The sequence below is a fragment of the Rhodanobacter sp. Root179 genome, assembly GCF_001428465.1.
In the GTDB taxonomy this organism is placed as follows: Bacteria; Pseudomonadota; Gammaproteobacteria; order Xanthomonadales; family Rhodanobacteraceae; genus Rhodanobacter.
In genome coordinates this window covers 52,538-64,942 of the sequence record NZ_LMHR01000066.1, presented here as the reverse complement: position 1 = coordinate 64,942, position 12,405 = coordinate 52,538, and the positions used below count along the sequence as shown (strand labels likewise).

11 protein-coding genes are annotated in these 12,405 nt (G+C 65.9%); 7 read left to right on the top strand and 4 right to left on the bottom strand.

The features are described 5' to 3' along the window. Nucleotides 1-87: 87 nt before the first annotated feature. From ASD82_RS06725 to ASD82_RS06705, 6 genes are all read left to right on the top strand, one after another. Nucleotides 88-705 (top strand): hypothetical protein, encoded by a 618-nt coding sequence (locus ASD82_RS06725; RefSeq protein ID WP_056717075.1) that lies wholly within the window; start codon nt 88-90, stop codon nt 703-705. Between the two features lie 663 nt (nt 706-1,368). Beyond that, complete coding sequence (locus ASD82_RS17340; protein ID WP_162248792.1) at nt 1,369-1,893, top strand: lysozyme inhibitor LprI family protein; 525 nt, start codon at nt 1,369-1,371, stop codon at nt 1,891-1,893. Then, nucleotides 1,890-2,381 (top strand): hypothetical protein, encoded by a 492-nt coding sequence (locus tag ASD82_RS06720; protein WP_056717074.1) that lies wholly within the window; start codon nt 1,890-1,892, stop codon nt 2,379-2,381. The genes ASD82_RS17340 and ASD82_RS06720 overlap by 4 nt, the downstream gene beginning before the upstream one ends. Nucleotides 2,382-2,428: 47 nt before the next feature. Next, a complete protein-coding gene (locus ASD82_RS06715; protein WP_056717073.1) occupies nt 2,429-2,983 on the top strand; it encodes a GNAT family N-acetyltransferase in 555 nt (184 codons plus the stop codon). Continuing rightward, on the top strand, nt 2,980-3,384 hold the full coding sequence (locus ASD82_RS06710) for a GFA family protein (RefSeq protein ID WP_056717072.1): 405 nt from the start codon (nt 2,980-2,982) through the stop codon (nt 3,382-3,384). Before ASD82_RS06715 ends, ASD82_RS06710 begins: the two co-directional genes overlap by 4 nt. An 81-nt stretch (nt 3,385-3,465) precedes the next feature. Further along, a complete protein-coding gene (locus ASD82_RS06705) occupies nt 3,466-4,731 on the top strand; it encodes a patatin-like phospholipase family protein (protein WP_056717071.1) in 1,266 nt (421 codons plus the stop codon). A 45-nt stretch (nt 4,732-4,776) separates the two neighbouring features. On the opposite strand, the gene ASD82_RS06700 is transcribed toward ASD82_RS06705, so the two are convergent. Next, entirely contained in the window at nt 4,777-5,526 is a 750-nt protein-coding gene (locus ASD82_RS06700; protein ID WP_056717070.1) for an SDR family oxidoreductase, read from the bottom strand. Between the two features lie 104 nt (nt 5,527-5,630). Between ASD82_RS06700 and ASD82_RS06695 the strand changes: the two genes are divergently transcribed. Beyond that, nucleotides 5,631-6,554: a LysR family transcriptional regulator gene (locus tag ASD82_RS06695; RefSeq protein WP_056717069.1), complete on the top strand. Its 924-nt coding sequence runs from the start codon at nt 5,631-5,633 to the stop codon at nt 6,552-6,554. Here ASD82_RS06695 and ASD82_RS06690 read toward each other — a convergent pair. From ASD82_RS06690 to ASD82_RS06680, 3 genes are all read right to left on the bottom strand, one after another. After that, nucleotides 6,551-9,433, bottom strand: coding sequence for an EAL domain-containing protein (locus ASD82_RS06690; protein WP_056717068.1), 2,883 nt, complete (start codon nt 9,431-9,433; stop codon nt 6,551-6,553). The two genes, ASD82_RS06695 and ASD82_RS06690, sit on opposite strands and share 4 nt — an antisense overlap. A gap of 96 nt (nt 9,434-9,529) precedes the next feature. Beyond that, nucleotides 9,530-10,552 carry a LacI family DNA-binding transcriptional regulator gene (locus ASD82_RS06685; RefSeq protein ID WP_056717067.1) on the bottom strand — a complete coding sequence of 341 codons (1,023 nt, stop codon included), beginning with the start codon at nt 10,550-10,552 and terminating at the stop codon, nt 9,530-9,532. A gap of 156 nt (nt 10,553-10,708) precedes the next feature. Then, on the bottom strand, nt 10,709-12,133 hold the full coding sequence (locus ASD82_RS06680) for a sugar porter family MFS transporter (protein ID WP_056717066.1): 1,425 nt from the start codon (nt 12,131-12,133) through the stop codon (nt 10,709-10,711). Nucleotides 12,134-12,405: the final 272 nt, after the last annotated feature.

The window sequence follows — 12,405 nt, the reverse complement described above, 5'->3', positions numbered from 1 at the left end:
GTTTGTTGGCGATGGCCACGATCACCTTGCCGAACGGCATGCGCCCGTCGAGTGAGCGTATCCTCCACGGAACGCAGCATCAGGATTATGGCGGATGACTACGCCGCCACCCAATTCCAGCGTCAGGACGCGCGCATCGGATCTCGGATAATGAACGGCAAAGCCATTCTCGGTGCTGTGGCAATCTCTACTCTGGCTGCCTGCGCGACCAGCTCCGGTCAAGCACGCCCCAGTTCCGCCGAATCAATATCGCGAGGAATCGCCGGGGCTTTGAAGGGCTCATCCCTCGACAGCCATACGAAGAACGGCTGCCTGAGCTCGCTGGACTTCTGGCGAGACGAAGTCGCCGACGACGCTCCACCCGCCAAGCTCACCGGCGGACTGTTCTTCCTGGGGGATAGCTACCTGGTCGCCAACTTCGCCTACTTGGACGGGACACAGCGGCTAATCTGGCAAACAGCCGACTTGACCAAGCGACTGGACGCGTCCACAGCTCAGCTCGCAGAGCTCTCTGATCTCCTGGTTGCAGCTCATCGCGACAGCCCGCCCAAACAGCCCACCCGATCCATGCATACGACATGCGTGGTATTCCTGGACATACACGGTCGCTACTACTCTGTGCAACCGGATGATTCCGTCGAGAGCGACCGATCAGTGGACCGAGCCATGACGCTTCTCGACAGGTTCATTCAGGGTACGCCGTAACAATGCGTACAAACCGAAATTGCGTCGCCGCCCCCGACAACATGATCGATAGAGCTTGCCATGTTGCCGGGTACGCGCTGCAATTCGCTTTAACTTAAGCATTAGGGGGCTTATGAGACGTACCGCTGCGTCAGTAGGCTGTTTTCTACTTTCAGGCTGTGCAGGCCTGCTCGGTCCGGCAGACGGTTACTTTTTCGCCGTTGGCGCTACGCCAGGCAGTTCCAGCTGTCAGCTTTCCGTCACTTCGCTTGGTTCCAAATCTGCACCGCAAGAGCGGGTTGTGTCCGGCAGCTTCCGGGAAAGTTTCGCCGTTGCACCATCGCACAAAGGGCACAGAATCGCGTTGAGCTGCAACAACAAGGTGGTTGAAAATCATACGTTCAAGTACGGCCACGACGTTCGCGCGGGTGGCGACTTCGCGGTCAACGCCAGCGCCTTATGACCAATTATCCAGGCGTCGGGCTTCACAACACACAATTTGGAGGTGTGGCATGAAGAATCTTGCAATCGCTTTGCGTGTCACCTACATCAGCCCAGCCCCTGCAACCACGCCTGCCTGCCCCCACGAATAGGCGCATGCCGGGACGGCTGAACCAACTATTCATTCGAAATGAACGACTGTGCCGCCGCGCAGTTCCGGTGTCTGGCCTCTGTGGAACGCAAATGACGAAGCTGCTGCTTAGTTTGATCCTCTCGACCGCAACATCGACTGCCTTCGCGAGTGCGAACTGCACGGATCGACCAGCATGCTGGCCGGAGGGCAGCTCGATGAATACCGGGCTGCTTTTGGTGCAGAAACGACAAGCAACTGAAAAGCGCCTTGACAGAGCATATGGACAGTTGGTCCTTCTGACGGAATCTGCGTCGATGCTCGGCCCTCGCGTCGTCGAAGCACTTAAAGCCGAACAAGTGGAGTGGCTCAAATATCGTGATGCGGAGTGTGAACTCGTCGGCGCGCTAACCGGCGCCGGTGGAACGTGGCCCTCAACGTACGCAGCAAGGTGCGAGGCAAACCTCACTGATCAACGTTTGCGACGAGTACGCTCTGCTACCAGATGTATCCATCGGGCTATCGCGAAAAATCAGGAATTCGAGGAAAGCAACTGCCTGCAGCAGCTTGCACCCATCGCAAATCGCCTGCGGGCAGGCCGGCAATCATCTGTTCAGCTCCGGCGCGATATCTCATGAAAACCGTTGGCCTCGTGATCCTGCTTGCCTTCTTGGTTCCAGGGATGGCGCTTGCTCAGTCATCCCTCGCAGATGTTCGGCGGTCACATATCGACGCAAACGTTCCCGCGGCTGTGAACTTCCCAAAGTTCCTCGAGCGTGACCTGCTCGGCTACCTCCAGATCCATGGCTTCCCTCAGGCAACTTCGGTCAGCTTCTCGCCGCTCAGAGACGGGCCCACGCAGTCGGGAGTGGCATACCCGAAGTTCTACTTGTGGGTCGAGGTCTTTCAAGGAAAACGTCTGTTGACGCAGGGTGCGGCGAGGGTCGCCGCCATTGAACGGTCTTACTTCCAGGTCACCGACTTCCTGCCTGGCTCCGTTGTTCGCACCTCGCCCGACCAGGTCTCTTCGGTTTTCCCAGCACCGCTCGTCACCTCCATCATGTCCCGCGCGAAGGCATCGCCATTGTTGCGGCATCCTTCCCGGGGTTCCACATCAAAGCCCTAGCTGGATGGGCCAGTTCATGCACCTTTGCCGTACCCCGCGGAGCGACGATGCCAACGATACGAAGAGCGCATGCCGGTGATGCCGGCAGGCTGGCCGAAGTTGCCGAGGCGACTTTCAGGGCGACGTTCGGCGCAACGAACACCACCGAGCACATGGAGCTTCATTGCCGAAGCAGCTACGGCTTGCACATTCAGTCAGCCGAGATCGCCGACCCCGACCTGCTCACCTTGCTCAGCGAGGATGAGGGGCGCCTGGTCGGCTATGCCCAGCTGCGCCTGGGCGAGGCACCGGGATGTGTGGCGGCGAAGCGACCGGGCGAGATCCAGCGCCTGTATGTCGTTGAGGACTGGCACGGCAAGGGAGTTGCGCAGGCGCTCATGGATGCCTGCATCGAGGCGATGCAACGACGCGGCGCAGACGCCGTCTGGCTCGGTGTGTGGGAGCACAATCCGAGGGCCATCGCGTTCTACGGGAAATTCGGCTTTGTCGTGGCGGGTGAGCATGTGTTTTCGCTGGGCGGCGATCAGCAGCGGGACCTCGTGATGGTCAGGGCGCTTGCTTCGGAGTCGCCTGCGCGATGCGGCGAGGACGTCGGCACATGAGTGTCCACGCCGGCTCCTGCCTTTGCGGCGCGGCGCGTTTCGAGGTGGAAGGCGAGTTCGAGCACTTCTACCTTTGCCACTGCATGTATTGCCGCAAGGATTCCGGTTCGGCCCACGGCGCGAACCTGTTTTCCGCGCAGGCCCGCTTGCGATGGCTCAGCGGCGAAGACAAGGTGACGCGCTTCGAGCTGCCGCAAACCCGGCACGTCCGGTGCTTCTGCTCGATCTGCGGCTCGGCCCTGCCGGTGACCCCGATGGACGGCCAGGTGCTGGTCGTTCCGGCCGGCAGCCTTGATACCGCTGTCACCCTCCAACCCGACGCGCACCTCTTCGTGGCCAGCAGGGCCGACTGGGACGAGGGCCTGGAGACGATTCCACGCATGGCGGGATTCCCGGACTGAGACGCCGGCGGTGGCGCATTGATGCGCCATGGCGCCAGACCGCATACTGAGCGAACACTGTTCATCGCCGGGGACCACGCGATGCGATGCAAGCCGGGGCTGCTGATGTTCGCGCTGGTGCTGCTGGCCAGTTGCGGGACCGTCCCGCGACTGCCCGCTCCACCGGAACTGATCGGCGCGGCGGCGCCGGAGGGCTTTTCGCCTGACGTGCGACTGGTCACCACCGACCTGAAGAACTTCACCGCGCTGGCCCCCGACTTCTTCGGCGGCATGCGCAGCGCGGCGCGCGACGGCACGGTCGACATCCTGGCGCTGTCCGGCGGCGGCTCGGGCGGCGCCTACGGTGCCGGCGTGCTGGCCGGCATGACGCGCGCGCACGCGCGACCGCAATTCGAGATGGTCACCGGCGTGAGCGCCGGCGCGTTGCTGGCCCCGTTCGCGTTCCTCGGGCCGGACTGGGATGCCCGCATGCAGGAGGCGTTCACCGGCGAGCGTAGCGCGCGGCTGCTGCATTCGCCCACCCGCACCGTGCTGTCTCGACTGCTGTCGCCGCGCGGCCTGCCGCACCACAACGCGCTGTTCCAGCTGGTCGATCATTTCGTCACGCCGCAGATGATCGAAGCGGTGGCGCGCGAAGCGACAACTGGCCGCCGGCTGGTGGTGGCCACCACCGACCTGGACAAGCACGAGACCGTGCTGTGGGACCTGGGCAAGATCGCCCGGCATGGCGGCGACGCGGCGCGCACGCTGTTTCGCGACGTGCTGATCGCCTCGGCCAGCGTGCCGGGCGTGTTCCCGCCGGTGCTGATCCGCGTGCGAGACGGTGACCACGTCTACGACGAGATGCACGTGGACGGCGGCGTCACCACCTCGGTGTTCAGCACGCCGCTGATCGCCGGCATCCAGTCCACCGATCTGCCGCTGCTGCGCGGCGCGCATCTGTACATGCTGGTCAACGGCCAGCTGGCGCGGGCGCCGCAGACCACCCGCTACAACACCATCGACATCGTCTCCAGCGCGCTGGCCGCCGAACTCACCTACAAGACGCGCGAGGCGATCGTGGACAACATCGCGGCCTCGCACCGGCTGGGCATGCAATTCCTGCTGACCGAAATTCCGGTGGACTATCCGCAGACCAGCTTCATCGACTTCGATCAGACGCAGATGCTGGCGCTGTTCGATTTCGCCGCCGGTTGCGCCGCGCGGGGGCTGGCGTGGATGACTCCGGAGCAATCGGTACGGCGCAACATGGGCGCGAATCACGCTGCCGCGGCATCGGATGCACCGGCCTGCCCGGCTGGAAGTCGACAGGACAAGTCGGACAGCTTCACGCCAGCGTTCCCATGAGGTAGCGCGATGGCGACGGCCATCGCGCGGCGACAGGGATAGGCGTCAGAGCTGACTCATGCCGCCGTCGATGATGATTTCGCTGCCGACGATGAAGGACGATTCCGCAGCCGACAGATGCAACACGGTGGCCGCCACTTCCTGCGGCGTGCCGAAACGGCCCAGCGGCACCTGGCCCTGGATCTGGGCGGCGGTGGCTTCCAGGGTCGCGGCGTCCATGCCCAGCTTGCCGTACAGCGGCGTGCTGATCGGGCCGGGGCTGACCACGTTGACGCGCACGCCGCGTGGCAACAGTTCGGCCGACAATGTCCTGGCCAGCGAGATCAGTGCGGCCTTGCTGGCGGCGTAGACCGACGAATTCGGCATGCCGATGTGCGCGTTGATCGAACCGTTCAACACGATCGAGGCGCCCGCATTGAGCAGCGGCAGCAAGGCCTGGATCTGGAAGTAGGCGCCCTTGACGTTGGTGTCGAAGCCCTGGTTCCACAGCTCCTCGTCGACATCGGCGAGCGAAGCGAACTTCGCGATGCCCGCGTTGATGAACACGGCGTCGAGGCGGATCCGCTGGCTGGCCAGCGCGGCAGCCAGGTCCTTCGCCTCGGCAACCACGCCAGCATTGTTGCGCAGGGCGACGGTGTTGCCGCCCAACGCTGCCCTGGCCTTGGCCAGCGCGGCGCTGTCGCGGCCGGTGATGATGACGCGCGCGCCTTCGGCGGCGAACGCATGGGCGGCGGCCAGGCCGATGCCGCTGCTGCCACCGGTGACGAGTACGGACTTGCCTTCGAAACGATTCATGATGTGCTCCAGCGATGGGGTGGTGTTTCAGTGGAGCCATCCTGATCGCCGGCGCGGTGTTTGCCGTACCATCGTCTCGACGAACTCGTTCGAAGGAGTTGCACATGTTGTCCGACGACGAACTGGCCCTGCTGGAGGCGATCCGCAGCACCGGCAGCCTGTCCCGCGCGGCGGCGCACCTGGGCAAGGCACCCTCGACCGTCTCGCATGCGGCCCGCCAGCTGGAAACACGTTTCGACGCGCTGCTGTTCGACCGCCGCCGCTACCGCCTGCAACTCACCCCGGCCGGCGAGTTGCTCACCCACGAGGCCGCGCGGCTGGTGCAGGACGTGGCCCGCTTGAACCAGCGCGTGAAGCAGGTGGCCAACGGTTGGGAAGACCGGCTGCACATCGTCACCGACGAGATCCTGGAGTTCGAGACGCTGCTGCCGGTGATCCGTGCGTTCGATGCGTTGCAGTCCGGCGTGCGCCTGCGCCTCACTCACGAGGTGCTCGGCGGCACCTGGGAAGCCTTGCGCGAAGGCCGGGCAGAACTGGTGGTCGGCGCCACCAACGAGCCGCCGGCGATGCCCAAGTTGCGCTGGTTCGAGCTGGGCACGATGGACTGGGTGTTCGCCGTATCGCCGCGGCACCCGCTGGCGAAGGCGCCCGCGCCGTTGTCACAGGACGCGGTCGGCGCCCATCGTTCGGTGGTGGTGGCCGACTCCTCGCGCAACGTCGGCCGCGCCTACGGCATCGTCGGTGGGCAGGCGACGCTGGCGGTGCCCAGCATGCGCGCCAAGATCCTTGCCCAGCGCGATGGCCTGGGCGCGGGCTGGTTGCCTCGACATCGCGCCAGCGCCCTGCTGCGGAGTGGCCAATTGGTCGAGAAGAGCATGAGCGAGCCGCGCGAACCGAACACGCTCTACGTCGCCTGGCGCAGCGACCAGGAAGGTCGCGCGCTGAGCTGGTGGCTGGAGCAATTGCGCCAGCCACGGCTGGCGAAGCGGCTGATCCAGGGACTGCCGGTGTCTGCGGAGAACCGCTAGCCGCGCGCGGCGTCGAGGCGCCGGGCTGCGTCGCTGGCGCTCAGGGCGTGACCGAGATGGTGGCCCTGTAGTTCGTCGCAGCCGGCGCCGACGAGGAACTGCGCCTGTTCCGCGGTCGCCACGCCTTCGGCTGCGACGCCCATGTGCAGCTCGTGCGCCACCGCGATGATGGTGCGCACGATCGCTGCATCCGCGGCGTCCTGCGGCAGGTCGCGCACGAAGATCTGGTCGATCTTCAGCTTGTCGATCGGGAATTGCTTGAGGTAGGCCAGGCTGGAATAGCCGGTGCCGAAATCATCCAGCGACAGCTTGATTCCCAGCGCCTTCAGCTCGGCCAGGGTGCGCTGTACCCGCCCCACGTTTTCCATCAGCGAGCTTTCGGTGATCTCGACGTCCAGCATCGCCGGCGGCACGGCATGTCGCTGCAGCGAAGCGGCCACCTGGGCCAGCAGCCCGGGCCGCTGCAATTGCTGGGCCGACACATTCACCGCGACGGTGAAGTCGCGATAGCCCAGATCGAGCCACTCGCGTACCTGCCGACAGGCTACGTCGAGCACCCAGCCGCCGATCTCGTGCATCAGGCCGAGCGCTTCGGCAATCGGGATGAAGCGGGCCGGTGAAACCTGCCCGAGCTGGCGGCAGTTCCAGCGCAGCAGCGCCTCGAAACCGGTCAGCCGCAGGTCGGCGGCAGCATGCTGCGGCTGGTAGTGCAGCTCCAGCTCGTCCAGCCGGATCGCATCGCGCAGGTGATTGCCCAGCAGCAGGCGGTCTTCCAGTTCCTGCATCTGCGCCAGCGAAAATTCGCAGACGCGGTCGCGCCCTTCCTGCTTGGCCTGACTCATCGCCGCCTCGGCGCGGCGCAGCAGGTTCCTCGCATCGGTGCCGTGCGCGGACGAATGACTGACGCCCACGCTGGCGGTCAGCAGCAGCCGGTAATCCTCGCCCTCGATCGGCTCGGCCACCACCGCCCGCAGCACCTCGGCCAGCTCCAGCACCGCGGCGGGAGGCATCCCGGCCACCGTCACCATGAATTCGTCACCGGCGAAACGGGCGATCCGGCCGCGCCCGCCCAGCGCCGTCTGCAACCGGGTGGCGAGGCGCAGCAGGACGTCATCGCCGGTGGGATGACCGACCGAGGCGTTGACCAGCTGGAAGCGGTCCAGGCCCACCACCAGCACCGACGCCGGCACGTTCGGATAGCACAGGATTTCCGCCAGTGCGTGTTCCAGCAGCAAGTGGTGCTGCAGGCCGGTGACCGGGTCGTGGCTGGAGGCGTAGGCCAGTTCGGCCTCGACCCGTCGCCGCTCGGTAATGTCGCGCGCCACGGCATAGACCAGCCCGTCGGGCGCCACGAACGACACCCACTCCAGCTGTCGTTCGCTGCCGTCGCGGCAGATGCAGCGGCTGACGAAATCGTGCATGCGCTGGCCGGCCGCATCGAGTTGCTGCATCGGATCGACGTCGAACACGTCGCTTTCCACGCGCAGGAATTCGCGGTAGCTGCGCGACTTCAATTCGTCGGCGGAGTAGCCGGTCACACGCGGCAACGAGGGGTTGAACTGCACCAGCCGCTGCTTGGCCGGATCGATGATGCAGAAGATTTCCAGCGACATCTCAAAGAAGCGGTCGCGCTCGCGCAGGCGGCGGATGAGCTGCTCGCTTTCGATCGCCACGCCGGTGAGCGGCAACATGCGGTCGATGCTGTACAGCTCTTCCGGACGTGGTTCGCGCAGTTCGCGGAAATACACCGCGAAGGTGCCAAGCACCTTGCCGCCACTGCCCAGCACCGGCGTGGACCAGCACGCCTTGAGGCCGTGCGCCAGCGCCAGCGACTTGTAGTTGGCCCAGTACGGATGGCTGGCGATGTCGGCCACCACCACGCGCTCGCGCCGCCACGCAGCGGTGCCGCAGGACCCCCTGGCTTCGCCGATTTCCAGGCCATGCAGGGCCCGGCTGTAGGCCTCGGGCAGACTCGGCGCGGCGCCGTGCAGCACGTGCTGCCCGCTTTCGTCGAGCAGCAGCAGCGAGCACAGCGCGCCGGGGTTCATCGCCTCGTGCAGGTGGGCGATCTGCGCCAGGCTCTGCGCCAGCGGACGCTGCGCCGCGATGCCGGCCAGGATTTCGTGCTGGCCGGCCTCCAGCTGTTCGGCGCGCTTGCGTTCGCTGATGTCCTGGCAGGCGCCCATCAGGCGCACGGCGCGACCGGCGGCGTCGACCTCGACCATGCCGCGACTGAGCAGGGTGCGCACCGCGCCGTCCGGACGCACGATGCGTTCCTCGAACTCGAACGGCTGCGTTCCGGTCACGGCCTGGGCGATCGTCTGCTGCACGCGTTCGCGATCCTGCGGATGCACCAGCGCCAGGTAGGACTCGAACGTGGCGGCGTGCTGCGCCGGCGTCATCCCATAGATGCGATACAGCTCCTCCGACCAGGTCACCCGGTTTTCCGCGATGTCCCATTCCCAGCTGCCAACGTGCGCCACCTTCTGCGCCTGCGACAACATGCGCTGGTGCTGCAGCAATTCCTGTTCGGCACGTTTGCGTTCGGTAATGTCGAGGAAGTAGATGGTCAGGCCTTCCGCCGACGGATAGATGCGGTTCTCGAACCAGCGCTGGTACGGCGGGTACCAGGCCTCGATCTGCCGCGGCTGCTGGTCGGCCATCGCCTGCTCGTAGGCGCGGTGGAACGGCTGGCCTTCGCCTTCGGGGAATTCGGTCCAGATATGCCGTCCGATCAGGTCTTCCACCCGACGGCCGAAAAACTCGCAGGCCTTCGCATTGAGGTAGATGTAGCGCCAGTCCCGATCCAGCGCCACGTACGCATCGGTGATGCGTTCGAACATCTGGTGAAATTCCAGCTCGGACGTGGTGCGATCCATGGCGCTCTCGATCCTGTCATGCGGAGGAACCCGGACAACCTCCGCAGACTACGGGATCACCCGCACCAGCCGCAACGGCGGCCGGCCAGGCCTTCATCAGCGCAGGCTGGAGCGGCGCACCATCAGCTTCACCGGCAGCACTTCGCTGTCCACCGGCTCGCCCCGGATCAGGCCGAGCAGGCTGTCGACCAGCACTTCGCCGGCCTGGCGGGTGTCCTGCAGCACGGTAGTCAGCGGCGGGTTGACGAAGCTGGCCATGGGGATGTCGTCGAAGCCGGCCAGCGCAACATCCTGCGGCACGCGCATGCCGTGGTCGCTCAGCGCACGCATCGCACCGATCGCGATCAGGTCGCTGGCAGCGAACACGGCATCGAAGCCGGTTTCGTTGAGGATCAGTCCGCGCATCGCCTCGTAGCCGGAGTGCTCGGTGCTTTCGGCGTTCTGCTGCAGCTCCGGATCGACCGCGATGCCGGCCTGTTCCAGCGCCTGCACGTAGCCACGATAGCGGCCAAAGAATTCCGGGTAGTGGCTGGAGGCATCGCCCAGGAACGCGATGCGGCGACAGCCGCGCTCGAGCAGGTGCTCGGCCACCGCCAGGCCGCCGGCGAAATTGTCGCAACCGATCGACACGCCGGGCTGGTCGGGCAGCACCGCGCCCCAGCGCACGAAGCGGGTGCCCTGGCCGACCAGTTTTTCCAGCTTGTCGGTATAGGCCAGGTAATCGCCGTAGCCCAGCAGGATCAGCCCGTCGGCCTTCTTGCTGTCGGCGAAGTCGGCATGCCAGTCGTGCGAAAACTGCTGGAACGAGATCAGCAGGTCGTAACCCTGCAGGGCACAGGCGCGGGTGATCGAGCCCAGCATCGACAGGAAGAACGGGTTGATGTGCGACTCGTCGGCGGTGGGGTCCTCGAAGAACAGCAGCGCCAGCGTGCCGGTGTGCATCTTGCGCAAGTTGGACGCGTTCTTGTCGACCTTGTAGTTGAGCTGGTCGGCGGCGGCCTGGATGCGCCGCCGGGTTTCCTCATTGACCAGCGGGCTGCCACGCAGCGCACGCGACACCGTGGCCTGGGATACCCCGGCCAGGTGGGCAATGTCGATTGAAGTGGCCTTTGCCTTCATCCGCAACGCGATCCGCCGGCATCCCTTGCGACGGCGCCGTGCCGTCGTTTCCGAATCCTAGCCGGTTTGCGCGGCGCGCGTCGTATCGGCTCCTTCGCTGCTCGCGCGCGGCACAGGCCAGCTGCACCGTGGCCGGCTTTTTTTGCGGGAAGGCGTTCATGCGCGCATGTCCTCCAGTTCGACGCCGCGGGTCTCGCGCACGCCGGACAACACGAACAGCAGCGACAGCAGCGCGAAGCCGGCATACAGGCCGTAGGCGAAGGTGAGGCCCAGTTCGGCCAGCGCGGGGAAGCTGCTGGTGATGGCGAAGTTGGCCAGCCACTGCGCCGCGGCGGCCACCGCCAGCGCGGTGGCGCGAATCGAATTGGGGAACATCTCGCCCAGCAGCACCCAGACCACCGGGCCCCAGCTGACGCCGAAGAACACCACGTAGGCGTTCGCCGCGACCAGGGCCACCATGCCGACCGAACCGGGCAGGCTCAGCTCCGCGCCGCTGCCAGTGGCCTGCGAGAAGCACCACGCCATCACGCCCAGGGTGATCGCCATGCCGGCCGAGCCGACCACCAGCAGCGGCTTGCGGCCGATCCTGTCGACCAGCGCGATCGCCACCAGGGTCACCAGCACGTTGACGATCGAGGTGACCACGGTAATGGTGAACGAGTCGGCCTCGCTGAAGCCCACCGAATGCCACAGGGTGGACGAGTAGTAGAAGATCACGTTGATGCCCACGAACTGCTGGAACACCGACAGCAGGATGCCGATCCAGACCACCGGCAACAGCCCGGCCGCCTTGCCGCGCAGGTCGCTCAGGCGCGGCTTGTGTTCCGAATGCAGGCTGGCTTCGATGTCATGCAGCTTGCTGTCCAGCGCTGCCTCGCTGTGCATGTTCAGCACCTTGCGCAGCACGATGCGGGCTTCGTCGATGCGGCCCTTGGCCACCAGGTGGCGCGGCGATTCCGGCACGCCCAGCACCAGCACGCCGTACACCAGCGCCGGCAGGGTGGCCACCAGGAACATCCAGCGCCACGCCGCCAGGCCCAGCCACAGCGGCTGGCTGGCTCCGCCCGCTGCACCGCTCAGCCAGGCATCGCTGAGCAGGGCGGCGAAGATGCCCAGCACGATCGCCAGCTGCTGCATCGAGCCGAGCCGGCCGCGGATGTTCGCCGGCGATACCTCGGCGATATAGGTGGGCGCGATCACCGAGGCCACGCCCACGCCGATGCCGCCGACCAGTCGCCACAGGATCAGGTCCCACACCGCAGTGGCCAGTCCCGAACCGATCGCGCTGGCGACCAGCAGCACCGCCGCCACCTGCATGGTGCGCACGCGGCCGAAGCGGTTGGCCAGCATGCCCGCATACCAGGCGCCCAGCGCCGAACCGAGCAGGGCACAGGACACCGCGAAGCCGATCTGCGCCGCGTCCAGCGCGAAGCTGCCGCGGATCGCGTCGACCGCGCCGTTGATCACGGCCGTGTCGAAACCGAACAGGAATCCGCCCAGCGCGGCCGCCGCCGAAATCAGTACCACTCGCGCCGTGGCGTGCCGCCCCAGGCCATCTCCGGTTGCATCCATCGTGCTCATCGCGTCTCCCCAACGTCATGACCAGTCATCGCAGTCGATTCTGCGGTGTGCGTGCGGCGCTGTCCGGCTGAATACGTATGCAGGAACCCACGCGGACTGCCCGTGCCCACCCCTGCCCGCTCCTGCACCTGGCGCCATCGGGCGCTACTATGACAGCGCTGTCATGTTTCGCCAAGCGTGATCCGAAAACGTCGCTGGAACCGCGCTCCCATGCTGCTTGCGGAACGGCGGACGGCGCCCGGACGCAGCCGTACGCCAGGTGTTTGCGAATC

Excerpts from the sequence above, each read along its gene's own strand:
- ASD82_RS06715 (WP_056717073.1), top strand. The coding sequence starts at position 2,429 with ATGCCAACGATACGAAGAGCGCATGCCGGTGATGCCGGCAGGCTGGCC.
- ASD82_RS06685 (WP_056717067.1), bottom strand. The coding sequence starts at position 10,552 with ATGAAGGCAAAGGCCACTTCAATCGACATTGCCCACCTGGCCGGGGTA.
- ASD82_RS06705 (WP_056717071.1), top strand. The coding sequence starts at position 3,466 with ATGCGATGCAAGCCGGGGCTGCTGATGTTCGCGCTGGTGCTGCTGGCC.
- ASD82_RS06695 (WP_056717069.1), top strand. The coding sequence starts at position 5,631 with ATGTTGTCCGACGACGAACTGGCCCTGCTGGAGGCGATCCGCAGCACC.
- ASD82_RS06725 (WP_056717075.1), top strand. The coding sequence starts at position 88 with ATGGCGGATGACTACGCCGCCACCCAATTCCAGCGTCAGGACGCGCGC.
- ASD82_RS06700 (WP_056717070.1), bottom strand. The coding sequence starts at position 5,526 with ATGAATCGTTTCGAAGGCAAGTCCGTACTCGTCACCGGTGGCAGCAGC.
- ASD82_RS06690 (WP_056717068.1), bottom strand. The coding sequence starts at position 9,433 with ATGGATCGCACCACGTCCGAGCTGGAATTTCACCAGATGTTCGAACGC.
- ASD82_RS17340 (WP_162248792.1), top strand. The coding sequence starts at position 1,369 with ATGACGAAGCTGCTGCTTAGTTTGATCCTCTCGACCGCAACATCGACT.
- ASD82_RS06720 (WP_056717074.1), top strand. The coding sequence starts at position 1,890 with ATGAAAACCGTTGGCCTCGTGATCCTGCTTGCCTTCTTGGTTCCAGGG.
- ASD82_RS06680 (WP_056717066.1), bottom strand. The coding sequence starts at position 12,133 with ATGAGCACGATGGATGCAACCGGAGATGGCCTGGGGCGGCACGCCACG.
- ASD82_RS06710 (WP_056717072.1), top strand. The coding sequence starts at position 2,980 with ATGAGTGTCCACGCCGGCTCCTGCCTTTGCGGCGCGGCGCGTTTCGAG.